The 24,758-nt window shown below is 55.5% G+C and carries 22 protein-coding genes, 1 other RNA gene and 3 pseudogenes; 18 read left to right on the plus strand and 8 right to left on the minus strand.

Going from position 1 to position 24,758, the window contains the following annotated elements; genetic code table 11:
* Positions 1–223 precede the first annotated feature (223 nt).
* On the plus strand, positions 224–1,519 hold the full coding sequence (locus QMF38_RS09185; protein WP_281759250.1) for an Nramp family divalent metal transporter: 1,296 nt from the start codon (positions 224–226) through the stop codon (positions 1,517–1,519).
* A gap of 16 nt (positions 1,520–1,535) precedes the next feature.
* Here the strand turns inward: QMF38_RS09185 and QMF38_RS09190 are convergent, their stop codons facing one another.
* Complete coding sequence (locus tag QMF38_RS09190; RefSeq protein WP_281759251.1) at positions 1,536–2,855, minus strand: lipopolysaccharide biosynthesis protein; 1,320 nt, start codon at positions 2,853–2,855, stop codon at positions 1,536–1,538.
* 176 nt (positions 2,856–3,031) lie between these two features.
* Here QMF38_RS09190 and QMF38_RS09195 point away from each other — a divergent pair, with 176 nt between their 5' ends.
* Both QMF38_RS09195 and pepF read left to right on the plus strand, forming a co-directional pair.
* Complete coding sequence (locus QMF38_RS09195) at positions 3,032–4,783, plus strand: pyrimidine-nucleoside phosphorylase (RefSeq protein ID WP_281759252.1); 1,752 nt, start codon at positions 3,032–3,034, stop codon at positions 4,781–4,783.
* Entirely contained in the window at positions 4,780–6,636 is a 1,857-nt protein-coding gene (gene pepF, locus QMF38_RS09200) for an oligoendopeptidase F (protein ID WP_281759253.1), read from the plus strand. Before QMF38_RS09195 ends, pepF begins: the two co-directional genes overlap by 4 nt.
* A 67-nt stretch (positions 6,637–6,703) precedes the next feature.
* Here the strand turns inward: pepF and QMF38_RS09205 are convergent, their stop codons facing one another.
* Both QMF38_RS09205 and QMF38_RS09210 read right to left on the minus strand, forming a co-directional pair.
* Positions 6,704–7,990 (minus strand): sensor histidine kinase, encoded by a 1,287-nt coding sequence (locus tag QMF38_RS09205; RefSeq protein ID WP_281759254.1) that lies wholly within the window; start codon positions 7,988–7,990, stop codon positions 6,704–6,706.
* Positions 7,991–8,150: 160 nt separating this feature from the next.
* Complete coding sequence (locus QMF38_RS09210; RefSeq protein WP_281759255.1) at positions 8,151–8,999, minus strand: pyrroline-5-carboxylate reductase dimerization domain-containing protein; 849 nt, start codon at positions 8,997–8,999, stop codon at positions 8,151–8,153.
* Positions 9,000–9,162: 163 nt separating this feature from the next.
* Here QMF38_RS09210 and QMF38_RS09215 point away from each other — a divergent pair, with 163 nt between their 5' ends.
* The 10 genes from QMF38_RS09215 to QMF38_RS09260 all read left to right on the plus strand — a co-directional run bounded on the left by QMF38_RS09215 (position 9,163) and on the right by QMF38_RS09260 (position 20,181).
* Positions 9,163–10,350 (plus strand): phosphoglycerate kinase, encoded by a 1,188-nt coding sequence (locus QMF38_RS09215; protein WP_281759256.1) that lies wholly within the window; start codon positions 9,163–9,165, stop codon positions 10,348–10,350.
* Positions 10,351–10,380: 30 nt separating this feature from the next.
* Complete coding sequence (gene tpiA / locus QMF38_RS09220; protein WP_281759257.1) at positions 10,381–11,148, plus strand: triose-phosphate isomerase; 768 nt, start codon at positions 10,381–10,383, stop codon at positions 11,146–11,148.
* A complete protein-coding gene (gpmI, locus tag QMF38_RS09225; protein ID WP_281759258.1) occupies positions 11,148–12,719 on the plus strand; it encodes a 2,3-bisphosphoglycerate-independent phosphoglycerate mutase in 1,572 nt (523 codons plus the stop codon). Before tpiA ends, gpmI begins: the two co-directional genes overlap by 1 nt.
* Positions 12,720–12,838: 119 nt before the next feature.
* The gene (gene eno, locus QMF38_RS09230; RefSeq protein ID WP_006448141.1) at positions 12,839–14,119 is read left to right on the plus strand and encodes a phosphopyruvate hydratase; all 1,281 of its coding nucleotides are present in this window, start codon (positions 12,839–12,841) and stop codon (positions 14,117–14,119) included.
* A gap of 53 nt (positions 14,120–14,172) precedes the next feature.
* On the plus strand, positions 14,173–14,415 hold the full coding sequence (gene secG, locus QMF38_RS09235) for a preprotein translocase subunit SecG (RefSeq protein ID WP_281759259.1): 243 nt from the start codon (positions 14,173–14,175) through the stop codon (positions 14,413–14,415).
* 143 nt (positions 14,416–14,558) lie between these two features.
* Complete coding sequence (locus QMF38_RS09240) at positions 14,559–15,698, plus strand: MFS transporter (RefSeq protein ID WP_281759260.1); 1,140 nt, start codon at positions 14,559–14,561, stop codon at positions 15,696–15,698.
* A gap of 120 nt (positions 15,699–15,818) precedes the next feature.
* The gene (gene rnr / locus QMF38_RS09245; RefSeq protein WP_281759261.1) at positions 15,819–18,632 is read left to right on the plus strand and encodes a ribonuclease R; all 2,814 of its coding nucleotides are present in this window, start codon (positions 15,819–15,821) and stop codon (positions 18,630–18,632) included.
* A 155-nt stretch (positions 18,633–18,787) separates the two neighbouring features.
* A complete protein-coding gene (smpB, locus tag QMF38_RS09250) occupies positions 18,788–19,258 on the plus strand; it encodes an SsrA-binding protein SmpB (RefSeq protein WP_040290781.1) in 471 nt (156 codons plus the stop codon).
* Between the two features lie 190 nt (positions 19,259–19,448).
* Positions 19,449–19,819, plus strand: a transfer-messenger RNA (tmRNA) gene (ssrA, locus tag QMF38_RS09255).
* A gap of 113 nt (positions 19,820–19,932) precedes the next feature.
* The gene (locus QMF38_RS09260) at positions 19,933–20,181 is read left to right on the plus strand and encodes a hypothetical protein (protein ID WP_281759262.1); all 249 of its coding nucleotides are present in this window, start codon (positions 19,933–19,935) and stop codon (positions 20,179–20,181) included.
* Between the two features lie 93 nt (positions 20,182–20,274).
* Here QMF38_RS09260 and QMF38_RS14860 read toward each other — a convergent pair.
* From QMF38_RS14860 to QMF38_RS09275, 4 genes and pseudogenes are all read right to left on the minus strand, one after another.
* Positions 20,275–21,312 (minus strand): annotated as a pseudogene (locus QMF38_RS14860) (recombinase family protein); the annotation flags it as partial.
* Between the two features lie 5 nt (positions 21,313–21,317).
* A complete protein-coding gene (locus QMF38_RS09265) occupies positions 21,318–21,785 on the minus strand; it encodes an ImmA/IrrE family metallo-endopeptidase (RefSeq protein ID WP_281759263.1) in 468 nt (155 codons plus the stop codon).
* 18 nt (positions 21,786–21,803) lie between these two features.
* Positions 21,804–21,995 (minus strand): annotated as a pseudogene (locus QMF38_RS09270) (transcriptional regulator); the annotation flags it as partial.
* Positions 21,996–22,352: 357 nt separating this feature from the next.
* Positions 22,353–22,532: pseudogene (locus QMF38_RS09275) on the minus strand (helix-turn-helix domain-containing protein); the annotation flags it as partial.
* Positions 22,533–22,654: 122 nt separating this feature from the next.
* Between QMF38_RS09275 and QMF38_RS09280 the strand changes: the two are divergent.
* From QMF38_RS09280 to QMF38_RS09300, 5 genes are all read left to right on the plus strand, one after another.
* Positions 22,655–22,846 carry a helix-turn-helix transcriptional regulator gene (locus tag QMF38_RS09280; RefSeq protein WP_281759264.1) on the plus strand — a complete coding sequence of 64 codons (192 nt, stop codon included), beginning with the start codon at positions 22,655–22,657 and terminating at the stop codon, positions 22,844–22,846.
* 67 nt (positions 22,847–22,913) lie between these two features.
* Positions 22,914–23,120, plus strand: coding sequence for a hypothetical protein (locus QMF38_RS09285; RefSeq protein WP_281759265.1), 207 nt, complete (start codon positions 22,914–22,916; stop codon positions 23,118–23,120).
* A complete protein-coding gene (locus tag QMF38_RS09290; RefSeq protein WP_281759266.1) occupies positions 23,095–23,763 on the plus strand; it encodes a Rha family transcriptional regulator in 669 nt (222 codons plus the stop codon). Before QMF38_RS09285 ends, QMF38_RS09290 begins: the two co-directional genes overlap by 26 nt.
* A gap of 15 nt (positions 23,764–23,778) precedes the next feature.
* The gene (locus tag QMF38_RS09295; protein WP_281759267.1) at positions 23,779–23,940 is read left to right on the plus strand and encodes a hypothetical protein; all 162 of its coding nucleotides are present in this window, start codon (positions 23,779–23,781) and stop codon (positions 23,938–23,940) included.
* A 16-nt stretch (positions 23,941–23,956) separates the two neighbouring features.
* Positions 23,957–24,328 (plus strand): hypothetical protein, encoded by a 372-nt coding sequence (locus tag QMF38_RS09300; protein WP_281759268.1) that lies wholly within the window; start codon positions 23,957–23,959, stop codon positions 24,326–24,328.
* On the opposite strand, the gene QMF38_RS09305 is transcribed toward QMF38_RS09300, so the two are convergent.
* Complete coding sequence (locus QMF38_RS09305) at positions 24,312–24,548, minus strand: MJ0042-type zinc finger domain-containing protein (protein WP_281759269.1); 237 nt, start codon at positions 24,546–24,548, stop codon at positions 24,312–24,314. The genes QMF38_RS09300 and QMF38_RS09305 overlap by 17 nt on opposite strands.
* Positions 24,549–24,758: the final 210 nt, after the last annotated feature.

Genomic DNA, 24,758 nt, shown 5'->3' on the forward strand with positions numbered 1-24,758 from the left:
GATAAGACACGTAACGATGTGGCTATAAGGGAAATGATCGTCGTATTCAAAAAACAAAAAGAGTTTCCCTCGTGAAAAATTTTTACCCATATCCAAAATGTTGAGGCACGTTTTCGGTGGAAGGGTATATAATATAACCAGAAAGTTTCCCGAGACTAAAACTGTTGCACATATACAACAAGTGTGGCCCATCAGACCCATTCGGGGAGAAGGAGGAATATCCGTGAGCGTATCGACTTCGCATGTTGAACGGGAGAGCAAGGCGGTTGCTGCAGCCCGGGCGTCTCTCGATCAGCGGCGACGAGGATTGCGCGCGTTGCTCCCGTTCTTGGGACCGGCGTTCGTCGCGGCTGTCGCCTATGTGGATCCTGGTAACTATGCGACCAATATACAAAGCGGGTCCGAATTCGGCTACAAATTGCTGTGGGTCGTGATTCTCGCCAATCTTATGGCGATGTTAATTCAGAACATGTCAGCAAAGCTCGGCATTGCAACGGGCAGGAGCTTGCCGGAGATGTGCAGGGACCATTTTCCTGCCTGGCTAACCTACGTCATGTGGGGATTTTCTGAAGTTGCAGCCATGGCAACAGATATTGCTGAGTTTTTGGGGGCAACGCTGGGCTTGAATTTGCTGTTTCATATACCGATGATCATCGGAACCCTTTTAACCGGCGTTGTCACGTATTTCATCCTCATGCTTGAACGTTTTGGCTTTCGGCCGCTCGAAAAGTTTATCACGGCCTTTGTCGTCGTCATTGCGCTGTGTTATGTCGTTGAGACGGCATTTGCACGGCCCAATTGGGGAGCCATTGCTTATCACAGCTTGGTGCCGTGGCTCGGCAATCAAAATGCCATTCTGTTGTGCGTTGGCGTGATCGGCGCAACGGTGATGCCACATGCGGTCTACCTGCACTCAGGTTTAACGCAACGCCGCATTGTTGCACGCAACGCAGATGAGAAGCGAAAGATTGCGCGATTTAACACGAAAGAAGTCGTGATCGCCATGTCGCTCGCAGGGTTCGTCAACTTGTCCATGATGTTTATGGCGGCATCCGTATTTCATGGCACAGGTCATGTTGGTGTTGCAGACATCGGGACGGCATACAAGACGTTGACGCCGCTGCTTGGTTCGGCAGCCGCAGCCGTCTTTCTCATTTCCTTGCTGGCGTCCGGTTTTTCCAGTTCTGCCGTAGGCACGATGGCTGGCCAGGTGATTATGCAAGGGTTTGTCGGATTCTCCATCCCTCTCTGGGTGCGGCGCGTGGTGACCATGTTGCCAACCGTCATCATTGTTGCCCTCGGTGTCAATCCGACGCAGACTCTCGTGTTGAGTCAGGTCATCTTGAGTGTCGTGTTGCCGATGCCCATCGTCGCGCTCGTCTATTTCACAAGTAAGCCGTCCATCATGGGCAATCTCGTCAATCGTCGCCTAACCAGCGTACTCGCCGTCGTGTGCGCCGTCGTGATTGTCGTGCTTAATGCGATTCTGCTCTATTTGTCCTTCGGCGGCGCGTTGTAATAGCCCCAATAGCCGCCTATGCCCGGCGCAGTACGCGACGGCGCAAGGCGCGGGCGATGTCACGATATGGTGCGAGGTCCTCGCGGCGCAATTGCCAAAGAGCGCGACTATCCCGTTTGGCTGTACGGTGGTACCAAGCCACGTACAGCGCAAGCTCGAAGATATACGAAATGGTCGACGCGATGGAAGCCCCATACATGCCTAACAGTGGGATTAAGCCAAGGCAGATGAGTGCGTTCGCCGCGATCACGCAAAGATTCACCCACATCAGTGTCAAAGGCTTGCCTTGGGCATTCGTGAAATACTGCGAGATCACATTTGCTGTCGCCTTTAAGACGAGGCCTGGCAGCAGTACATAAAATGGCCCGATAGCATGGCCGTATTTGCTCCAACTGTAAATCGCAACGAGTAAGGGCATGCCGACTGCCAAAACGATGGCTCCGAGCGTCGAAGTGATCAAGGTCTGGCGTGCCGCGCGTTCGGTGATGGCACCCGCGTCATCGGTTGTCGCCGCGGTCACGCGGTGAAACACCATGGTGGAAATGGTCTGCGTCAGTGTGTTCAGGATCTCTGCGGCCGCCACGGCCACACCGTAAATGGAGATGATGGTTGCACTGTGCGTCGTCAGAAGCATCCAAAAGTCTGTTCGATAATTGACATAACCTGTGACAATGGCCAACGACGATGCCGTGCCATAACTGTATAAGCCACGCCACTCCACGCTTGACCAACGCCACTTGAGAACGTCTCGGAATCCCAGTGCACGATAGGCGACAAACAACGTCATGGCGACGCAGACAATCCACGACAGCAGCCAAATGCGGAATGTCCATAACAGCCGTAGGCTGTCCTTTAAATGTGGCTGGAAGCCAATGAAGACAAGATAACAAACGAGAAAAACGACCGCCTGAGCGATGTTTGCCCGGTTTAACCACGAGATCTCGCCGAGGGAGTTCAGTAGTTTCGAACTGTAGCCGAAAAGAAATGTCAGTGGCATTCCGAAAAGTGCAAACATGACGATCAGCGATGGATGGGTGAACCAAGCCACCAAGGCCGCCACAATCCACACGAGGATGCTAAAGGCGTACATGACGAGATTGCCCATTTGCACGATACGCGCCTTGTCATCGGGGCGCCTGGGCAATGCGTAAGAAAAGTAGTTCGTATAGCCGCCAGAGAAGGACTGCCCGAGCGTTGCGATGGTGGTCGACAACTGGAATTCACCGCGGCTGGCTGTCGGCAAGTAACGAGCGGCAATCGCGCTGTTGAGAAACGTTAGGGCGGATGAAGCCCCGCGGTAGACAAAGCTGTATAGGGTCAACTTCCGTTCGCTCACGGTTTTGCACTCCGTCCATCTGTCGTTTGTTTCGACAATCTTCCACAACCAGTTTACTGTACCATGAATCATGCCGAGAATGGTGATTTTCGAGCCGTCGCAAACGTTGGATTGTTATGGTAGGATGGTGTTCAAGTTTTCGCAAAAGGTACGGCGGATAAGGAGGAGCGCACGCGATGCTGCGGGCTGTAGATTTAATTGACAAAAAGCGCAGAGGCTCGGCCTTATCGGACGAGGAACTTGCATTCCTGGTAAAAGGCTATCTGGCCGGAGACGTTCCCGATTACCAAATGAGTGCGTGGCTTATGGCGGTCGCGTTTCACGGCATGAGTGACGCGGAGTTGAGCGCGTTTACCGCATGTCTGGCACAATCCGGCGAAACCCTCGACCTATCGATCGTCCCCGGTGTGAAGGTCGATAAACACAGCACTGGCGGGGTTGGCGATAAGACTACCATCGTCATTGCCCCGCTGCTTGCCGCATTGGGTGTGCCGATGATCAAAATGTCGGGACGCGGTCTTGGCCATACGGGCGGTACCATCGACAAGCTCGAATCCATCCCAGGCTTTCGCACCGATTTGACGATCCCGGAAATGATTGCACAAGTGGAGCGTATTGGTGTGGCGCTGGCAGGACAGACCGCGGAACTGGCGCCAGCCGACAAGCGAATCTACGCATTGCGCGATGTGACAGCCACTGTCGAGTCGTTGCCACTCATCGCAAGCTCCGTCATGAGCAAGAAGCTGGCGAGCGGTGCCGACGCCATCGTTCTCGACGTCAAGGTGGGTGACGGCGCTTTTATGAAAACGCTGGCAGACGCGAAACGCCTGGCGCGGGCGATGGTCGAGATCGGCAATCGCGCTGGACGGCGCACCGTCGCCGTGCTGTCCAGTATGGAACAGCCTTTGGGGCAGGCCATCGGCAACGCGCTCGAAATCGCCGAAGCCATTGCCGTCTTGCGGGGCGAGGGGCCGCAGGATCTCACTGAGGTCTGCCTTGCGCTGGCTTCCGAAATGGCTGTGCTCGCCGGCGTGGCGGACGATGCAACACAGGCCAGGGAGATGTTGCAGGGCGCTATCGACGACGGGCGCGCCTTGGCCAAGTTGCGGGCGTGGGTTGCAGCCCAAGGCGGCGATGCAAAGATCGTGGACGATCCGGCGCGGTTGCCACAGGCCCCGGTCAAACAAGCTTGGACCGCGCCTCACGACGGATTTGTCCAGGAACTACCAGCACTCGCCTTCGGCTCGGCGGCGATGCGCCTTGGTGCAGGCCGATCGAAAAAGGACGACATTATCAATCCTGCCGTCGGCATCGTCGTCCACAAAAAAGCCGGCGACCGGGTCACTAGAGGCGAGCCCGTGTTCACCGTTCACGCCATCGACCAACCGTCGGCCCAAGCGTGTATCGACGAATTGACGCAAATCATTCGTCTCGCGGAGCAGCCAGTGCCCCCTTTGCCACTCTTGCTAGGCCGTGTGCAGGGTGGCGATGAAGACGCCGACGAGTTGCTTGCGGCGGCTCAGAGGGCGCGTAAGCACGCCTATGTACCGTATTCCGGCTTCGCGGTCGGCGCGGCATTGCGGCTTACAGATGGGCGAATCATCGAAGGAGCAAACATTGAAAACGCCTCGTATGGTCTGACAAACTGCGCTGAGCGCACCGCCATCTTTGCGGCTCTGGCCGCCGGGCGGGAAGCCCAAGCACGGCCCGGCATTGCCGAAATCGCCGTGGTTGCCGATGCACCCGAGCCCGTCTCGCCATGCGGCGCCTGTCGGCAGGTGATGGCAGAGTTTTGCCCACCGGAGACCCCGGTTGTCCTCGCCAATTTGCAGGGGGATGTCTTGCGAACCACGGTCGGTTCATTGTTACCAGGCGCCTTTGGAGCGGCGCAAATGGTCTACACACGTGTGGAGGAGGCGGATGTATGAGTAGAGAAGGGGATATGAGCAAGGGCGTTCGGGAGTTCGAAGAGAGCCTTAGGGCAAGTGAAGTTCGGGGGAAGCCCCGCGCTGAGATCGATCCGGCGTACCGCTGGAATCTTGAAGACATCTATGCCAGTGAGGCGGATTGGCAAAAGGATGCACAGCGCCTTCAGGCGTTGGTCCAAGCGTTCGCAAGTCGCCAGGGCACGCTGGGGAGATCCGCTGCCGATCTCTTGGCCGGGTTACAGAACCACGACGAGATCGGCATGGTCGCGGGAAAGTTATATGTGTATGCGAAGATGAAGCTCGATGAAGACACAGCGAACGGCGCGGCGCAGACCTTGTTCAATCAGGCCATGTCCCTGCTCGTGCAGGCGAATGCCGCAACGTCGTTTTTTGTACCGGAGATTTTAAGCGTGGACGCGCATCAGCTGCAGGCGTTTGTCGACGCCACGCCCGAACTGCACGTGTATCGGTTTGCTCTCGAGGAAATTACGCGTCAGCGCGATCACGTCCTGTCCCCCGAAGCTGAGCAATTGCTTGCGCAGTTTGGCGAAGTGCTGGGTGCGCCTTCCGACATCTTTGAGATGTACAACAACGCCGACATGGTGTTTCCGACCATCGAGGATGAGCATGGGCAACCTGTCGAGATTACGCACGCGGTGTATCACGAGCTTTTGGAGCGAAAAGATCGCGACGTGCGCGAACGAGCCTTTACGGCGGTCTACGACACATACAAGCGGCATCGCAACACGATTGCGGCGGTGTATGCGGCAAACGTCAAGCGCAACGCGATCAACGCGCGCATCCGCAACTTCCCGTCGGCGCGTGCGGCGTCGCTCGATGCGGAGAACATCCCCGTCGCCGTGTACGACAACCTGATTCAAGCCGTCGGCGAGTCGCTTCCTGCCCTGACGAAATATCTGGAACTGCGCAAGCGCGTGCTCGGGGTCGACGAGTTACAGATGTGGGACTTGTTCGTACCCCTTGTCGCGGACGTCGACTGGAAAATTCCTTATGACGAAGCAAAGGCCATCGTGCTTGATGCCGTAAAAGTCTTTGGCGACACGTATCGCGACGCTGCCATGCACGGGCTGAACAGCCGCTGGGTCGACGTTTACGAGACGCGTGGCAAGCGCTCAGGAGGCTATTCCTGGGGCACGTATGGCACGCATCCCTACATTCTGTTGAATCACACCGACACAGTGCAGGATATGTTCACGCTTGCGCATGAGTTGGGCCATTCCATGCATAGCTACTTTTCGCGCAAGACGCAACCGTACGTGTACAGCGATTACACATTGTTCGTCGCCGAAGTTGCGTCAACGTGCAATGAGGCGATTCTCTACGACTATCTTGGGCGCATCATCGAAGATCCGGCGAAGCGCGCTTATCTCCTCAATCAGCAACTCGAAACCATTCGCGGTACGCTGTTGACACAGACGCTGTTTGCGGAGTTCGAAAAGATGACGCACGATCACGTCGAACAGGGCGGGGCCTTGACTGCCGACTGGCTCGACGAGACGTTTTACCAGCTCAACGTGAAGTATTACGGAGACGCCGTACATGTCAGCGACCGCACGGCGCACGGTTGGATGCGCATTCCGCATTTCTATTCGGCGTTTTACGTCTACAAGTACGCGACAGGCATTTCCGCCGCCATCGCGCTGTCGCGCAAAATCCTCGGCGAGGGACAACCTGCCGTGACGGCCTACTTAAACTTTTTGTCTGCGGGGAGTTCTGACACATCCATCGAATTGCTACGCAAGGCTGGCGTGGATATGACATCCCCGGAGCCGGTGCGCCAAGCATTGCTACAGTTTGAACAACTCGTGGACGAACTTGGGAAAGTGTTGTAAGAGGTAGAATGTCGAAAGGGGCACACAGATGGGGTGCCCCTCTTTTTCGTATATTTGGTTTGCTGGATTATGTAACGGGTTGCGTTTTCGGCAGATGAATGGAGACCACGGTCCCGCAATTGACTTCAGAGTTGACCGTGATACGACCGCGGTGTGCCTCGACGATGTGTTTGCTGACAAACATGCCAAGCCCTGTGCCAGACGGCTTTGTCGTATGGAATGGGCGAAACAGTTGGCGCGTATCGGCGATCCCGCAACCGTTATCGACAATCGAGATGTCGATATCAGCGCCGCGGTCTACCAGAAGCAGGTTGACCGTGCCGTTTGTGCGTCCTTCACAGGCGTGTACTGCGTTTTGCACTAAATTGATAAGCACCTGTTTAATGCGGCCTGGGCGAACCGTTGCAAATACAGACTCGGAGGGAACTGAACAGGTCAGCTCAACCCCGCATAAACTCGCCTCGGGCTGAAGAAAATGGCACACGGATTGTAACAGATGACAAACGTCGATGGATTGAAGCCATTCGTGATCGGGCCGCGACAGCCCCATGAAGTCCTCCAGCAGTTCCTGGATCCTATCCAATTCGCGAATGGTCAACTGCAAGTACGCCTTGTCTGTCTGCTCGCAACGTTCGCCAAACAACTGCAAAAAACCGCGGGCGGTCGTGAGCGGGTTGCGAATCTCGTGTGCGATGCCGGCACTGAGTTGCGCCAAGGCCGACACCTTTTCGAACTCCTGAAGTTTCGTTCGTAGGCGGTCGATCAAGGATCTTCCACGGTCGACAGGTGGTTGGCTTTGTAGGCTTGTCCAGATTTGCGCAACGCTGTATGCTATAGCGCTTGCCGTCTGCCTGACAAGGAGATTTGGCACGGCCGTTCGCGTCACCAACACGATGTTGCGAAGTCCGGAACCGTTCCCATCTGACACGCTTACCATTGCCACTTGCCAGCTATCCCGCCAAGGGTGTTCTTCCAGCCATACGACTTCGTTGCGCTGCGAACTCCGCCCTTTGTCCAGCGCTCCGGCCACGCAGGGAAATAGACTGCCTGGTGTCAACGACTCGAGTCGTTCGTCGACGGAGGCGGCCCTTTGTCTGCTTTCATTGACGGTTCGGTCAAGGATCACGCCATCCGCATCGAGCACCAGGCAGACGAGCGACTCTGGAAATGGGAAGTCTGCGACAAAGTCACGTACGACACCACAAAACGCCTCGTGTTCCACAAGTCTGCGCTCGAAGTCGAGAACGCGCGGGCGCCTGTTCCCCTCGTCTGCACAAGCGTGGTCGGACGTCTGCAGGACGTGCGTGTTCAATGCGACGTCTTCGAATCTGATACTTGCCGAAGCATAGCTCACCTTGATTAACCACCTTTTTGGATCGCACGCTCGTGTCAACAAATGTTTTGAAAACATTATGCTTTCCGTTCAATTTTTTGACAAGTGTATCGTGTGGAATTCATGCATATTCGACAAAGGTTGTCAGGATTCGCCTTGAAACTCGGCCGAAAATCCCGGTCTAGCGAGCGTCGCGCGCGGGCAACGGCGTAATGGATCGACTGGGGTGCGCATGTCGAGCTGTCACTTCATGGAGCTTAACAAACATCTCTTCGGCTCCGGCCAGCGCTTCTAAACCCGCTTCCGTAACGCCGCCTGGCACGCAGATTTGTTCGAGAACCCGCCCAAAGTCCATGCCTTGCTCAAGCATGGCTGCAAGACCAATCAACGTGTTGGTGACAAGCGACTGCGTTTCGGCATAGGGGATACCGCTGACACGACTGGCAGCCATGGCCCACGTTTGACACAGAAAAGCTAAGAACGCAGGACCGCAACTTGTGAGATCCGAACAGACGCGTACATCTGTATCGCGCACGACATAAGGCTGACCGATACGTGCAAGCCTACGTTCAACGGCTTGCGCAACGGCGCGCTCCACGTTATCGGGGTAGGTAATCAGCACCACACCCTTTTGCACCGATTGGGTAAGGCTTGGCACAATTTTAATTGGCGTGGCTGTGGTGAGCCGCTGCCAGCGGGCGAGATCGACCGTGCTAATTGTCGTGAGCAGCAACTGCTCCGCGGTCAGGTAAGGTCCCAGTTGCTCGGCGACGCGTTCGCCGTCGACAGCTTTTGTGCAGACGACGACCACGTCGGATAGCGCGGCGATTTGCTGTAATGTGTCACAGATGACAATCTGCGGACAGTTTGCCGCCACGGCCTCAGCCTTTGCGCGCGATCGGTTATATACGTAAACGGTCTCGCCGGACGTCTTTGCGAACGCCCTCGCCAACATGCCGCCCATGTGGCCTGTGCCGATGATTCCGATGGTCATGTGCCGCCACCTCCGATGCGATCTCGCTTTTGTCATTCATATTCGGCAAGCTCGGCCGATAGTCCGGACGGCCCTGCGGCGGGCACCTGGTTCACCGAAACAGCTAAAGTACTTTTGGCATAGGAAGTGGTCTGGTACAATACAACTGCGAACACAACACCCGTGCAAAGAGACAAGCAGGAGATGGGAGGTCTTTTCTGTGCCAAAACGAACGATTGAGGACGTCGCATGGCGCGGTAAGCGCGCGTTAGTTCGTGTCGATTTCAACGTCCCGATGAACGATGGGGGCGAAATCACAGACGATACGCGCATTCGCGCCGCACTGCCGACGATTACATACCTATCTGATCACGGCGCTCGCGTCATCCTCATGAGCCACCTTGGCCGGCCGAAAGGCGAGCGGAGCGAAAAGTATTCCTTGGCTCCCGTGGCTCGTCACTTACAGTCGCTGTTGCCAGATAAATCAGTGTCGTTCTGCCCGGATGCGATTGGCGAGACTGCGGAACAAGCGGTCGCCGCGTTGGCCGACGGCGCCATTCTCGTTTTGGAGAATGTCCGTTTTTACGCTGGTGAAGAAAAGAACGACAAGGAACTCGCAAAGCAGTTGGCAGAACTCGGCGACGTGTTTGTGAACGACGCGTTTGGTACTGCGCACCGCGCACATGCGTCGACGGCGGGTATCGCGGATTATTTGCCGTGTGTTGCGGGCTTCTTGATGGAAAAAGAGGTCGGCGTGATGGGCAAGGCGCTCGCCAATCCGGAACACCCGTTTGTCGCCATCATTGGCGGTGCGAAGGTATCGGATAAAATCAGTGTGATTGAAAACCTTTTGCCCAAGGTCGATGCATTGCTCATCGGTGGGGGCATGGCGAACACGTTCCTCGCCGTGCAGGGTTATGACATGGGCAAGTCGCTCGTCGAGGCGGATGCGAAAGAGACGGCAGCGCGTCTGCTCGAACTTGCCAAACAGCACAACAGCCGTCTGTTGCTTCCGGTCGATGTCGTCGCCGCCAAGGCGTTTGCTGCTGATGCGGAGCATGCGGTGCGCAACGTGGATGCAGTGCAACCCGACGAGATGGCGCTCGATATTGGCCCGGAGACGGTAAAACAGTATCAGGCGGAAATTCGCAGCGCGAAAACGGTGATCTGGAACGGCCCGATGGGTGTGTTCGAGATGTCAGCCTTTGCGAAGGGTACGTTTGCGATTGCAGAAGCGATGACCGAAGCAGATGCAACGACCATCGTCGGCGGTGGCGACTCTGTGGCAGCCGTGGAACAGGCTGGGGTAGCGGACAAGATGTCGCACGTGTCGACGGGCGGCGGCGCTTCACTCGAATTTCTTGAAGGCAAGTTGTTGCCTGGGGTTGCGGTTATCGCAGAGAAGTGACTTCGCCCAGTTGAGGAAGGAGGCGCGTCCATGGCAAGAACACCTTTGCTCATGGGCAATTGGAAGATGTATAAAACGGTCGCCGAGGCGCGATCGTTCGCGGAATCGCTTGGGCAGCAATCGGCGGCGCTGGTCGACGGTGTCGAATATGCCATCTGTGCGCCTTACACAAGCTTGCACGTGTTGCGCGTGATGTTGCCCGCAAACGTGAAGGTTGGGGCGCAAAACGTGTATCCTCAAAAAGAAGGGGCGTATACGGGCGAGATCGCGCCGGGCATGCTTGCCGAATTCGGGACGCGTTTCGTCCTGGCTGGACATTCTGAGCGCCGCATGTTGTTTAACGAGTCGGATCAGATGGTCAACCACAAGGTTCGGGCCATCGCGGAAGCTGGCATGATCCCGGTGCTGTGTGTCGGCGAGAATTCTTCGCAGAAGCAAGACGGCATTACGAAGGAAGTTGTGACGGGGCAGGTGCAACAAGGTCTGGATGGCCTGTCACAAGAACAAGTCGCACAGGCCGTGATTGCCTACGAGCCCGTCTGGGCGATTGGCTCGGGCAAGACGGCGACCCCAGAGGACGCGCAGTACGTGGCGAGCGAGATTCGCGCACTGGTCGCGGATCTGTTCGGAGCAGAGGCGGCTACTTCGGTGCGCATTCTTTACGGCGGCAGTGTGAAGCCTGACAATATTGCGTCTTTTGTTCGCGAAGCAGACATCGACGGCGCGTTAGTCGGGGGAGCGAGCCTTGAACCGTCCTCGTTCGTCGAGATGGCGCAGGCACTGAAGGGGGTTATCTGATGGCGGATACGGCTTTTGCACGTCGATCCCGCCCGAGTGGCAAGGGACCGGTGGCGCTGATCATTTTGGATGGCTTCGGTCTCAATCCAGTGCACGAAGGTAACGCGGTGTATCTGGCCAAGACGCCAACGTTTGATCATCTTTGGCAGACATACCCTCACACGCAGCTACAGGCGAGCGGCGAAGCAGTCGGGCTACCGGAGGGCCAGTTCGGCAATTCGGAAGTCGGTCACTCAAACATTGGGGCTGGTCGCGTCCTGTATCAGGATTTGACCAAAATCACCAAGGCCATTCGCGATGGCGACTTTTATCAGAACGAGGTTCTCAAGCGGGCGATGAATGCCGCCGTTCGCAAGAACAAGACTTTGCACCTTTGTGGTCTGGTTTCGGATGGCGGTGTACACAGCCATATCGACCATCTGCTTGCGCTTTTGCGCATGGCTGCTGGCTTGAACGTCCAGAAAGTCGCAGTTCATGCGTTTCTGGACGGACGCGACACGTCGCCCAAGACCGGTGCAGGCTTTATCCGCCAAGTCGAATCGTTGATGGCCGATCTCGGCATCGGGCAGATTGCGACCGTCGTCGGCCGCTACTATGCGATGGATCGCGATCGCCGGTGGGAACGCGTCGCGAAGGCCTACAACGCGATGGTGCATGCGGAAGGCGAGCAAGCTGCAGACCTCGTGCAGGCAGTGGAAAAGAGCTATGCCAATGATGTCACCGACGAATTCGTGTTGCCCATTGTCCACGTCGATGCGCAAGGCAAACCGGTTGCAACCGTGGAGGACGGAGATTCGCTGATTTTCTTCAACTTCCGGCCGGATCGTGCCATTCAATTGTCGCAGGCGTTTACAGACAGCGAGTTTCATGGGTTCGATCGCGGCGCCAATCCACCGTCTGTGCACTTTGTTTCGATGACCAAGTACAGTGATACGGTGGGGGGCGAGATCGCATTCCCGCCTGACAGCCCGCATGACACATATGGCGAAGTGGTCTCGCGCGCGGGACTGACGCAATTGCGCATTGCCGAGACCGAGAAGTTCCCGCATGTGACGTTTTTCTTCTCGGGCGGCCAAGAGGCCGAATTTCCTGGCGAAGAGCGGATTCTCATTCCGTCGCCGAAGGTTGCCACCTACGACCTGAAACCGGAGATGAGCGCGTACGAAGTCGCCGATGCGGCGGCTAAGCGGATGCGATCCGGCGAGATCGACACGATGATCTTGAACTTTGCCAACCCGGACATGGTCGGGCACACAGGATCGCTTGAGGCAGCTATTAAGGCGTGTGAAGCGGTCGACGAGTGTCTGAAGACTGTGCTCGATGCCATTGCTGCAGTCGACGGGGTGGCGATTGTCACGGCCGATCACGGCAATGCGGACGTGATGGTCTTCCCGGATACGCATGAAGTGTGCACCACGCACACGACCAATCCGGTGCCGTGCATTGTCACTTTGCCGGGTGTAAAGCTTCGCGCTGATGGCATTTTGGCCGATTTGGCACCGACTTTGCTCGATTTGCTCGGCGTACAGCAGCCGCCGGCAATGACAGGTAAGTCGCTCATCGTGAAGTGATTGGCCACGTCGATAGGATCGCGGTGTGGCCGGAGGCTTGCACCTTTGGTTGACATAGGCATGACCGCGGCGGGGAATACAACCCGCGTGGGATTTCAAATTTGAGGGAGTGGATCGGAATGTCTGAGATCTTTGACGTACATGCTCGCGAGGTACTTGATTCGCGCGGCAATCCGACGGTGGAAGTGGAAGTGGAACTGGAGAGTGGCGCAATGGGTCGCGCCATCGTTCCATCCGGCGCATCGACCGGCGCACACGAGGCCGTTGAACTGCGCGATGGCGACAAGGGGCGCTATTTGGGCAAGGGTGTGTTGAACGCCGTCAAAAACGTCAATGAAGTGATCACGCCGGAACTCATCGGCGAGGAAGCGCTGGATCAGGTCGCGATCGACGAACTGTTGATTGGTCTCGACGGTACGCCAAACAAGGGCAAACTCGGCGCCAACGCCATCCTGACCGTGTCGATGGCGGTTGCGAAAGCCGCGGCTGCTGAGCTTGGTTTGCCGTTGTATCGCTATCTTGGCGGCTTCTATGCGCGCACGCTGCCGACGCCGATGATGAACATTTTGAACGGCGGCAAGCATGCGGATAACACGGTGGACATTCAAGAGTTCATGGTCGTGCCGCATGGGGCCCAAACGTTCCGCGAAGCCTTGCGGATGGGGGCTGAGATCTTCCACAACCTGAAAAAGGTGCTCTCCGATAAAGGTTTGGCCACGACCGTTGGCGATGAGGGTGGTTTTGCGCCCAACCTAAAGACCAACGAAGAGGCAATTCAGATTATCGTCGAGGCCATCGAGAAAGCCGGTTACAAGCCGGGTGAGCAGGCTTCCATCGCGCTCGATGTCGCATCGACCGAGTTGTACAAGGATGGCGTCTACCACTTTGAGGGAGAAGGCGTGACGCGCTCGGCAGACGAGCTGATTGCGTACTACGAGTCCCTTCTCGGCAAGTATCCTATCGTATCCATTGAAGATGGTTTGTCGGAAGACGACTGGGAAGGTTGGGCGAAGCTGACGAAAGCCCTTGGCGGTAAACTCCAACTGGTGGGCGACGATCTGTTCGTAACAAACGTACAACGCCTCCAGCAAGGCATTGAGCAACATGTCGGGAACTCGATTCTTGTGAAGGTCAACCAGATTGGCACATTGACGGAGACGTTCGCGGCCATTGAAATGGCGAAGCGCGCTCGTTACACGTCCATCATCTCGCACCGTTCGGGCGAAAGCGAGGACACGACCATCGCCGATATCGCGGTGGCGACCAATGCTGGCCAAATCAAGACTGGGGCGCCAAGCCGCACCGATCGCGTGGCGAAGTACAACCAATTGCTGCGAATTGAAGAAGAACTGGGTGGCGCCGCGCAGTACGCGGGCAAAAGTGCGTTTTTGCACGCTTGACAGCCGTGATAGACTAAGACTGGAAAACAACGTGGAGCGGAGGTGACAAGCAGATGATGTTAGCAGCGAAAATCGTCCTCGTGGCGTTGTGCGCGTTGCTCGTCCTTGTCATCCTGCTCCAATCGGGTAGAAGTGCGGGCTTGTCGGGCGTCATCACCGGTGGATCGAATCAGACTACCAACCGCCGTGCAAAGGGACTCGATTCGTTTCTCGGCAAAGTGACGGTCGTGCTGGCTATTCTGTTGTTCTTGGTGACCATGCTGATTGCGGCCTTTTACCACTACAACATTCATTGAACCGTCTGCGGCCAGATTTTTGTATGTACAAGGGGCTGCTCGCTGTGCATCCTAGTGATGACAGAGGGCGGGCCCCTTTTTCGCGCGAAGACGCGACTTTGATCGGAGTGATAGAGTTGGGAAAGAGATTAGGATTCTTAATTATGGCGATTTTTATTGTGTCGCTCGATTTGCGCCCTCCCATTACGTCAATAGGCCCGCTGATGACGCAAATTCAGCATGCATTGCACATGAACTCCCTGACCGCAAGCCTGTTGACCGCGATTCCGGTTTTTTGCATGGGGATTTTCGCCCCGCTCACAGGTACGGTCGGTGACCGAATGGGCATTGATCGGGCGATTTTCGCTTGTATGATGCTCATCGGCTTTGCCACGCTGTTGCGCTTTTTTGTCCACGCTTCTGCGCTCTTGCTCGTATCGGCCTTTCTGGCGGGCGTCGGCATTGCGGTCATCGGACCTTTGCTCTCCGGTTTCATCAAGGAACACTTTGCCGAGCGCGCGGCGGCCGTCATAGGCATTTACTCGGTCGGCATCGGCGTTGGCGCCACAGTCAGTGCTGGCTTGTCGATCCCGCTTGGCTCTGCGCTTCACTCATGGCAAGCATCTTTGGGAACGTGGACGGTACTCGCCGCACTTGGACTCGCGGTGTGGGTGCCGGTGCTCGTGGCGGATCGCGGATTCCGCGACGAAGAGCAGGCAAAGGGCAGGCTGCCGTGGAACGTCGGTCGGGCTTGGCTGTTGTTGATTGCGTTCGGTTTACAGTCGGGCATATATTATTCAGTCACGACATGGCTCGCGCCACAAGCCGAGCAAACAGGATATTCGGCTGCTGGGGCCGGGGTGGTGCTGACGACGTTCTCCGTCATCCAAATGTTTTCGAGTCTCGTCATTCCAATGCTCGTGCATCGCAGCAACAAGCGGACGCCTTGGCTCATGGCGTGTGCCGTGTTTTCCGTGGTCGGTTTGGCCCTGTGTGCCATGCCGCTCGGTATGACTGGTCCTTGGATTGCCGACGTCTTTTTGGGAATCGGCCTTGGCGGCCTGTTTCCCATCTTGCTCATACTGCCACTCGATGAGGCTTCGACGGGCGACGAGGCGAGTCGCTGGACGGCCATGATGCAGTGCGGCGGCTATATCATGTCCGGCGTGGTACCGATGTTGGCAGGAGCCATTGAAGACGCAACCGGAAGTTATCATCAATCGTTCTGGCTCCTTGTCGCACTGGCAGCAGCCCTGTTTGTCTGTTCCTACTTTTTAAAACCGCAGCGGCAGGCAAGTCACTGATCGTCTACGGTAAAACTTTCTACGGCAAGGGGTGGCGATCTCGCCTATTTGTGTCCATACTAGTACAGACATTACGTATCGGTTCGCGCCAAGGCGAGTCTGACGATGGAGTGAGTTCCCTTGCAAAGAGAACAACTGCTCGACTATATGGCCAGCGACATCTACACGCCGCTGACCGCACAAGAATTGTGTGAAGTCTTCGACGTCGAGCGGGCGTCGGAGTTTCGGGATTTTGTGAAGTTGTTGAACGAGATGGAAGACAACGGCGAGATCATGCGCACGAAACACAACCGCTACGCTTTGCCTGAGCAGATGAACCTGATTGCCGGCAGGCTACAGATGAAGGCACGCGGTTTTGGGTTTGTCATTCCCGAGCAGGAAACTGAAGCGGACATTTATATTCCTGCGACGGAGCTCAACGGTGCCATGAGCGGTGACAAGGTGTTGGCCCGCGTTCGCGACGTCCGTGGCAAAACGGGGGCGCATCGCGAGGGCGTGATCGTGAAAGTCGTGGATCGGGCTAACGAGCGGATCGTCGGGAAAATTGCGTTGTACGCGCACCATGCATTCGTCACGCCGCTCGACAAACGGTTTGCCGATGATATCTTCGTACCGAAGGAAGACGTGCAAGGGGCGCACGATGGCTATGTCGTGGTCGTCGAATTGACGTCGTATCCGTCTGCCACGCATGGACCGGTGGGGCGCGTCGTCGAGGTGCTTGGGCATCCGGATGAACCCGGCGTGGACATCCTCTCGGTCATTCGCAAATACGGGTTACCAGAGCAGTTTCCGGAGCAGGTTTTACGTGCCGCAGAGGCCATTCCCATCGAGATCGATCCGGCCGAAATCGCCAAGCGGCGAGATCTACGCGATGAGATCATCGTCACCATCGACGGCGACGACGCAAAGGATTTAGATGACGCGGTTCACGTGAAAGTGCTGGCAAATGGCCATTACGAGCTCGGCGTGCATATTGCGGATGTCGGTTACTATGTGCAAGAGGGAAGCGCCATCGACAAAGAAGCGTTCCGACGCGGGACAAGCGTCTACCTGGTGGATCGCGTCATTCCGATGTTGCCTCAGCGCTTGTCGAACAACATTTGCTCGCTCAATCCACAGGTTGACCGGCTCACGATGTCGTGCGTGATGGAGATTGACGGACAGGGGCGCGTCGTTCATCACGACATCTTTCCCAGCGTCATCCGCACGGCCGCGCGCATGACGTATAACAACGTGCGGCGCATCTTGGTGGATCAGGATCCTGAATTGCGCCGCGAATATGAATCGCTCGTACCGATGTTCGAATTGATGGAGCAACTGGCGCTTATCCTGCGTGAGAAGCGCATGCGCCGCGGGGCTGTCGACTTTGACTTCGACGAAATCTACGTCAAGGTGAACGATCTCGGCGAGCCCGTCGACATTGTGCCGCGCCAGCGTTCGATTGCGGAGCGGTTGATCGAGGAATTTATGTTGGCGGCCAACGAGACGGTCGCAGAGCATTTTCACTGGCTTGGTGTGCCGTTCGTCTACCGCATTCACGAGGAGCCGGACGCGGCCAAAATGCTGGACTTAAACGCGTTTTTGCACAACTTTGGGTATCACCTGAAGGGTGTCGGTGGTAGCAAAGTACATCCTCGCGCACTGCAGGAAGTCCTGAACGAAGTGGAAGGTACACGGGAAGCCCGCATGATTTCCACAGTCATGCTCCGGTCGATGCAACAGGCGAAATACAGGCCGGAATGCGCAGGGCACTTTGGGCTTGCGGCAGATTATTACACACACTTTACCTCACCCATCCGCCGTTATCCGGATTTGACCATCCATCGCATCATGCGTGAGGTCTTAAGTGGTGGACTTTCGCCGGAGCGCGAGGAGAAGTTACGCGAGTTCGTCGCCGAAGCCAGCCGTCAGTCGAGTGAACGTGAGCGGATTGCGCAAGACGCGGAACGTGAAGTCGACCAACTCAAGATGGTCGAGTACATGCAGGCGCATCTCGACGAAGAATTTGACGGTATCATCACGAGCGCGACCCCGTTTGGGTTATTTGTGCAACTCGACAATGGCGTTGAGGGCTTGATTCATATTAGTGCGCTCGACGACGATTATTACGTTCTTAACGAACGCCAAATGGCGCTCATCGGCGAGCGCACGCGCCGCGTATTTCGCATTGGCGATCCTGTTCGCGTCGTGGTAACGCGTGCGAGCAAGGAAGACTTGCGTATCGACTTCGGACTCGTCGCACACCTGCGCGAAGCGACGTATGTCGGCGGCGCAGGCGGCGAGGCCATCGTGTACGATGAGGACCTGTCGCCAAAGGAGCGGCGCGAGAGCATTCGCCGCCGCGAATCAATGGCTGGCGAGAGAGGCAGGAGCCAGCGCGATCGCGGTCTGGACGGGCGAAGCCGGCGCGATCAACTGCGCGGACGAACGGTGCGCGGTGGCACAGACCGCGCCGGACGTCGGCGGGACGCGGTGCCAAGCGCGGATCACGAAGACCCCATCATCGACGTTCGGCATGCGGCTTCGCCGCCGGATATGCCATATGACGAGTGGGACGCGGAATTCCCGGACCCGCGTGCGCTACGTGAAGCTGAAGGTGGACGTGGGAAACGCCACCGGCAAAGTGCAGACGAGCGGTTTGCCAAGTGGGAGCGGGAAACAGGTGGAGTTGGCGATCGCGCGCGTGGAGAGCGGCGAACTGGCGGTTACCGTACGTGGCCCACGCGAGGTGAACAGGGCGTTGCGAAAAAGGGCCCTGGTAAGGCCAAGGGCCGCAAGCATAGCGAGCGAGCATCGCTGGAGTCGGCGGATCGGCCAAGGCGAGCGAAATCGGCCAAAGCGGTAGTCGGTGCCGGTGCCGCTGCGCAATCAGGTGGTCGGGGTAAGGCGAAGAAGTCCAAGGGGAAGCCAACCGGCAAGCGTGGCCGCAGATGACACAGGGATGGATGCCGTCGTGACAGGCACCGCGTGTCGATCATCCGTGTAGACTCCAGAGGTTGCCGCTTGGGCCAACGCCTTGCTCGCGCTGGTGGGCCATGGTATGATGAAATATACGCAATATATCTGCTGGTGGCTCTGGAGTGACACGCATGGCAAAGTCCGGTGAGGGGAAGATCCTCGCGCAAAACCGAAAAGCGTACCACGATTATTTTATCGAGGAGACGTTCGAGGCAGGCCTTGTGCTCACCGGAACGGAGATCAAGTCGATGCGCAAAGGCTCAGTCAGTCTGCGCGATGCGTATGCCCGCGTAGAGAAGGGCGAGGTGTTTATTCACAATATGCACATCGCCCCATATGAGCAGGGCAACCGATTTAATCACGATCCGCTGCGAACCCGAAAGTGCTTGCTTCATCGCAAGGAGATCAATTATCTGTTCGGGGCCGTTCGCGAACGCGGAGTCACGCTCGTGCCGACGAAGATTTACTTGAAGAACGGCTTCGCGAAAGTGGAACTTGGTCTCGCGAAGGGCAAAAAGTTGCATGACAAGCGCGAGACGATGAAGAAGCGCGACGCCAATCGTGAAATCGAGCGCGCCTTGCGGGATCGGCAACGCGGGTAAGGTTTGCTTAAAACCATGGTTGCTGATGGCTGAGCAGGGTTTGCATAAGTTCCTGCCGTTTGCTTTGGTTGTGAGCGACTGGCCGGATCGCCAAAAACATGCCGTTGTCAGAAACTGTGGATCGTGATAGACTGAATTTCGTCAGCCAAGCAAGAACACCTCAGCGATTAGCGATTCATTCCCAAAACGCGGGGGCGTTTTGGATTCGACGGGGATTGTTCGAGCATGGACGGCGGGCCGTGGGGCTGCGCACACGTTAATCACGCAGGTCTAAGTTTAACTGGCAAAGCTAATCGCTTTACCTCACAAAGCAAGATCGCTCTCGCTGCCTAATCGCGCGAGACCGTTACATGACGCGTTGCCTGTGCGCGCCGTGTAACGTCACTTGAGCAGGCTAGTCGATGCCTTTGTTCGCGGGGCACCGGCGAAACCATAGCGAACTTGCCTGTGCACCAGCGTGATCGTCCGCGGGTGGCAGGGACATCAGTAGACGGTCTACGCCCGTAGATGTGCATGTAGCGAGATCTTCGGACGCGGGTTCGATTCCCGTCGCCTCCACCAGATGTAACCCTAACTCGCAAGTTGACGTCGAATTCGTCGGTTCCGTCGTCGAAGGTGATGATGACGGAGTCGACGAATTCTTGCATGATGGCCTTTTTTGCAGTGTCGTCCCCGTGCAGCAGCTGATGTTTCTTCTCATGAAAGATGTGCACGATGGCCGCGTCGTCCAATTGTTGGCGATTGTTCATCGCTTCAAGGCGCTCCAAAGCCACCTCAATCGCCTCTTTACGGGACATGGCCTCGTTGATGTACCCCATCAGCAGCTCCTTATCCGCAATGCTGCCCAATGCTTCGATCCAATTGTGAATTTTCCTATGCAGCTCAGCGTGTTCGCGCTTCAGAGGCTCGGCGTCGCGTTGTAGCGTTTGCCGCTGTTCCACGTACATAGCTTGAATTTGCTCCACCATCTTTTGAATAGCATCGTCGTTAAAGTACTGGTCAAGCAGCAACTGAATGATAACTCGCTCCAAGTCTTCCTTCCGAATGCTCGGATTGCCACATTTCGCAGAACAGGAGTAGTAGCGATAGTGCTCACCTTTATTCGTATATCCGTTCCCGTTACAACGAGCTCCGCACTTGCCGCAAAAAACTTTATCGCTCAACAGATACACAGCTTGCGCCTTGTAATACGCCGGTTTGAACTTCCGGTCTGCCATAATTTTGTTCACCCTTTCAAACAACTCGGGATCGATGATTGCAGGAACTGCTCCTGGGACGACCACGTGCGCACCCTCTGGTTTCAATTCATGGTTATTGCGCTTGCCGTCTTCCTGCTTGGCAGAACGCACATCCCAAGTATAGATGCCGATGTATTTACGATTACAGTGCCAACCGTCAAAACTGTTAATCGTGAACTTGCGGCCACGCTGCGTACGAAAACCGCGAGCATTCAGCTCTTCTGCGATTTCAGATTTGGTCCTACCTTCAGCAATCAGTTGAAAGAACAGCCGCACTGCTTCTGCAGCTCGTTCGTCGATCTCAAGCCGTTTCGTGTTAGGATTGACCTTATAACCATACGGCGGTCGACCGCCAGTTGTCAGCCCCTTCAACGCGTTCTCGAGCATGCCTTTTCGGCTTTCGCGTGCGAGGTTCTTCGAGTAATACTCTGCCAGCCCCTCAAGAACCGACTCCAGAATAATACTTTCTGGAGAATTGTCCAACCGCTCCAGCACACTTTCCAAACGCACCCTATTACGCTTCAAGATGCGCTTATAGTGCGCACTGTCGTAGCGGTCGCGTGCAAAGCGATCGAGTTTGTGTACCACAACGACATCAAACAAGCCTTTCGCGCTATCTTTAATCATCCGTTGGAAGTTGGGGCGGTTGTCTGTCGTTGCGGACCGGGCCTCATCTGGATAGGAGCCAACAAGTATATACCCTTTTTCTTTACAGTACTGCTCGATGGCTCGCATTTGCGCATCGATAGACTCTTCGCGCTGGTTATCAGAGCTATAGCGCGGATACGCCACTGCTCGGATCTTCTTTTTGCCCATGTATTTCACTCTCCAAACATATGTTCGTATTTAGGGTGTAAGAAAATCAACCTTTTTAGCGATATGTACTCATGCGGAATGCCGAAAGCGGCGGCAACTTCCCGCGCCGTCGAATAGCCATATTCGCGCACCGCGTCATCATTGGCCAAGAGCTCAACTGCGAAAGTATTGGCCTCACGCTCAATGCGATTGACCGAGAACAACGTGTTTTTGCGCAGGTGCGGCGTATTGACCTTGGGATGCAGGACAGCATGTCCAAGTTCATGCGCACATACGAAGCGGCGCCAAACAGGCTCGTCGTGCAAGCATTCGTTTAAATGGATCATCGGAATCCGCCGTATCATGTTGTAGTAGCCCAAGATGTTGCCCAGCGGTTCGTCGAATATCAAAATGTTTCGTTTTTCGCATATCTGGAATGGGTCGTTGGTCCCGAATTGAGAGACCAAACGTTTTACTATCGCTTTGATATCCAAGCAAATGCACCTGCCGGGCTAGTCCTTTTTGTACTTCTTGGGCGTGAATTTCTGCTTGGCCAGCTGCCGCGCAATACGAATAGAGTTTTCAAGCGACACGCGCAGCAACTCCTTATCCTGCTCGTCCAGCGGTTCGCCGTCGAACGCGAGTGCGGTGTCGCTGTCCAAACTCTCCATGATGCGCTCCAGCTCACGGGCGATATCGCGTTCAACGTTCTGTTGTTTTCGTTCCGCATACTCTTTTTCAGCTTGCTCAATGACAGTGATAAATTCCTCGATTACGCCAGCGCTCTCACCCTCACAAGCAGAAAGAATGGCATAAGGAGAACACTCAATGTCCTCGTTCCACCGTTCGCGCAGGTCTTGCAGGTGTTTAACAATAAGTCGAGCCAGTCCTCTACGGAATTTGTTTGGATGGCTGGGGTCTGTTACCCTTGAGAGAGTGTCCTCCAGTTCTATGTATGCCTTCTCGTCAGCTGTAGGTTCTTCAGCGCTATATCCTTCCGCATAATCTTCTTCCGTTATAGGTACATAGGACGGTGTGTGGTGAGGCCTCCCAAGTAAATAGTCCGTTGTTGTATTGAAAAACGATGCTAGCTTAATTATATGCTCCTGATCTGGTTCTCTCTTCTCGGTTTCCCAGCTTGCAATAGTGCTTTGGGCGACTCCGATGCGTTCAGCCAACTGCTTTTGAGTCAATCCGCGACTTCTTCTCAACGAAGCAAGCCTGCGTCCGAACCCGCTCACAATATCACTCCTAACACCGTTAAAGCAAAATACGATCTTCCCCCTCTAATAACTCTTGACATTATCGCGATGTGTGATTAAGATAAAAATCACAGAATGCAATTAAGGAAGGGGAGGCAGATATGAATCAAGCCTTGGTCTCGGCACGCAAAGAACGCGGACTAACCATCTCTGAAGCGGCAAAGCAAATAGGCATTTCTCACGGGATGCTCGCCATGATGGAGACGGGAAAACGCAAAGGGAGCGACGAGACCAAAATAAAGATTGCTCGTTTCTATGAAAAATCAATTGAAGAGCTCTTCTACGCACATTAAATCACACTTTGTGATTTTGTGCAATCCCTAAGTTGCTTTTAATCCGCAGAGTAGCAGCACGGGTGAGGTGATCTACATCAAACGCCCTAAACGCATTCGTCTGAACGTCGAAGAGGTAACACACCCTGAACCGGAACGTTTGTACCAAGCGTTGGCGCAGTTCTTCTATCCGATTGTCATGAAGGAGCTGGGTGAGCAGCAAGGACAAGCACACGTGATGGCCGTTGACCAGGTGGGAGGTCTCGAACATGACCAAGCTGATTCTCAACCCTGAGTATGGGTTGTATGAACGCAATGGAAGAGCATTTTGCGGTAGTCGAGAACTCGCAAAAGGTTTGAATCGACAGCATTCGCACGTGCTTCGCACAATCGACGAACTCACTCAATCCACAAGTGGACTGAGTGAAGAATTCCGACGGCTCAACTTTGAGGAGTCGAAATACAAAGATTCGTCGGGCAGAGGGAATCGAGAAGTGCTTCTTACCAAAGACGGTTTCATCATGACCGTCATGGAAATCAAAGGCGCTAAGGCAAGAGCTTTCAAAGAAGCCTACATCGCACGATTCAACGCTATGGAAGCATTTATCCGGTCACTTCAGACAACCAAGATGGAGTTCCCGGCGTTCACGGAAGCCGTGATGAGCGCGCATGAAGAGCCGAAACATTACCACTTTAGCAACGAGATCAACATGATCTATCGCATCGTGCTCGGCATGGACGCGAAAGCCTTCAGGCAGCTACACGGGCTGGACAAGGAGGCGGTCATTCGCCCGTACTTGACGGTCGAACAGATCCAAGCCATCGAAGCGCTTCAGCGGGTAGACATCGGGCTGCTCGTGGCAGTGCCGGATTATCAGCAGCGCAAACAGCTGCTGCAAGAACATTACGCACGGATGCAGCGGAAACGCATTGCGTGAGAGGGAGGGTTTTAGATGGAAACCATCCACAGTGACGACGTCTTGATGGAGTTCTGCGATAAGACCGGCTTGGAAGACCCGCATCCCAACGACTTTCCGGCATTTCTTCAGTTCTTGCAGAATGAGCATCCAGACCTTGTTGAGGTGGCTTGGCTCATCTGGAAGCAGTGGTTCTAAAAGGAGGCTTACCACAATGGACGCCTACTACGTACGCGTGTACGTTCTGCGCGACGGTTCGCAGGTTGTTGCGCCGGGGATGTACGAAACGGAAGAGCAAGCCGCAAACGACCTCAACAAGTTCAATCCCAGCCGGCGCATTGTTTGTGGAGCGGGCGCCGACGACTTGTTGCACGCGGTCTATGCAAAAGTCGAAAAGCGTTATTCGCCGACGCCCATTTGGTCAGTATCGCAACATGACCTGAGCCCCGCGAATCGAGGAGGCGAATATGTTGTCAAAGTCTCTTTCGACAAGAGTCAGTTAGCTAGTCAATTGCGAGATTTAGCTGACACATTGAGCCCCCGAAATGGGGAGGGGAACGGTTCAGCGCTCAAAGTTTCAGATTGATGCGAGTCGACTTATTGAGCAGCTTTGAGATGTCGTCAAGCGTTCGTTGCATCGTATCAATGGTGTCACTGTTGTTCAGATGGATACCCGCATTGCAGTTCGGACAATACACAACAGCGTCTGGTGTGAACAAACTCTCAGCTGCCACTGAGAATTTGTTCTGACAACCCGGACATTCAAGGTTTGCCGATTGACCTTTGAACAGATCCTTTGGCTCCATATCGTGCCTCCAGGGCTTCCGTTCCCCTGATGATGGCTTCGATGTGTGGACGGAAATCCCTGCACATGCGAAGCACCTGAAAGGAGGTGACCCACATGGGCAATCGACGCAGGGGCAAACGGAAAAAAGGTTCCCGCGGCAACGGGAACCGGAGCACAGGTACACAAACCACCACCATCAGTGTACCAGACGTGCCTGTGCCCGCGCCAG

Source organism: Alicyclobacillus hesperidum subsp. aegles (genome assembly GCF_027923525.1).
Classification (GTDB): domain Bacteria; phylum Bacillota; class Bacilli; order Alicyclobacillales; family Alicyclobacillaceae; genus Alicyclobacillus; species Alicyclobacillus aegles.